Genomic DNA, 1431 nt, shown 5'->3' with positions numbered 1-1431 from the left:
CGTAGACGGCTACGCTGGTGATCCCGGCGTCCCGGCAGGCCCGGGCAACGCGGACAGCGATTTCGCCACGGTTGGCGATGAGCACCTTGCGCACGATGGCTCCCTCCTTGGAACAAGCTGAGTTTAGGGACAGCCCACACGGCCTTTCGACCCTTTCCCGGTGGTGAGCTTGCCCACACGGAGTGTGACGCTGGGCCGGACCACCGGAAAAGTCTTGTGGCGCCCCAGGTCAGGGGGTTCCCCGACTGCACAGTAACCCCGCCATGCGTCCGGGGTCTCTGTCCAGCCGGTCAGCGGCCCCGGGTGATTCTTTGTCGAGTCCCTACGAACGCCCCGCGGTTTCTTTGCTTGATCGCCGCCCGGGGCGCCCGGACGGCGCCGCCGGGGCGCGCCGCCGGGCCGGAGCGGCTCAGGCCCACAAGTCCGTGATCGACACGCCCAGTTCGCCCAGGAGCGCGCGCAGCAGCGGCAGCGACAGCCCGATCACATTGCCGGGGTCCCCGTCGATCCCGTCGATGAACGGCGCCGACAGGCCGTCCAGGGTGAACGCCCCGGCCACGTGCAGCGGCTCGCCGCTCGCCACGTACGCCGCGACCTCCGCGTCCGTCGGCTCGCCGAAGCGGACCGTGGTGGACGCCGTCGCCGAGACCTGGCGCCCGCTCACCGTGTCGATCACGCAGTGCCCGGTGCGCAACACCCCGGCCCGCCCGCGCATCGACTTCCAGCGGGCGGTGGCCTCCTCCGCGTCGGCGGGCTTGCCCAGCGCCTCGCCGTCCAGCTCCAGCACCGAGTCGCAGCCGATCACCAGGGCGCCCGCGGCCTCGTCCAGGGCCGCCACGACGGCCGCCTTCGCCTCGGCCAGCGCGAGCGCCAGCTCGGCGGGGGTGTCCGCCTCCAGCGCGTCCTCGTCGAAGCCGCTGACGATCACGTGCGGGGCGAGCCCGGCCTGCCGCAGCAGGTTCAGGCGGGCGGGGGAGGCGGAGGCGAGGACGAGCGGGCGCGGTTCGGTGGTCATGCCCGCCATCGTAGGCGCGGCCCCGGCCCCGGAACGGACCCCCGGGCCCGGGGGTCCGTCACCGGTCCGGCCAGTACGTACGGGCCCACGCGCGCGGCCCCGGCCGGGGCGGCCCGCCCCGGGCCACCCGGTCCGGGGCGGCCCACGCGTCCGCCGCCCGGGGGGCGCGCGGCGGCTCGGGTGCCGCCGCCGCGCGCGCCCGGACCACCGCCAGCGCGGCGGCCAGCTCCTCCGGGGTCGGATTGCCCTTGACGACCTTGATCACCACAGCGAGCTCCTGGCGGGCTGGAAGGGGGAGGGAGAGGGGGGCTGGAGGAGGGGCTAGTGCTGTGACCGGAAAGGTTCACCGGCCCGCGACGCCCGGCACGGCGCCTCGCCGCGTTGTCGGACCACGCAAGTACGTCCAGTACAAGCCG

At 74.7% G+C, this 1431-nt stretch carries 3 protein-coding genes; all 3 read right to left on the bottom strand.

Annotated elements, in window-relative coordinates; all coding sequences use genetic code 11:
• Positions 1–94 (bottom strand): biotin carboxylase N-terminal domain-containing protein (locus ACIA5F_RS30920; protein WP_399358716.1); only part of this gene is annotated, 94 nt, incomplete at its 3' end.
• A 315-nt stretch (positions 95–409) separates the two neighbouring features.
• The gene (locus tag ACIA5F_RS30915) at positions 410–1015 is read right to left on the bottom strand and encodes a nucleoside triphosphate pyrophosphatase (protein ID WP_399358787.1); all 606 of its coding nucleotides are present in this window, start codon (positions 1013–1015) and stop codon (positions 410–412) included.
• Between the two features lie 58 nt (positions 1016–1073).
• Positions 1074–1280, bottom strand: coding sequence for an acyl-CoA carboxylase epsilon subunit (locus ACIA5F_RS30910; RefSeq protein ID WP_399358789.1), 207 nt, complete (start codon positions 1278–1280; stop codon positions 1074–1076).
• Between the last annotated feature and the right edge of the window lie 151 nt (positions 1281–1431).

This window comes from Streptomyces sp. NPDC051567, assembly GCF_044454165.1.
Lineage (GTDB): Bacteria > Actinomycetota > Actinomycetes > Streptomycetales > Streptomycetaceae > Streptomyces.
The sequence above is the reverse complement of the archived record's forward strand: the minus strand, read 5'-3'. Positions and strand labels throughout refer to the sequence as shown.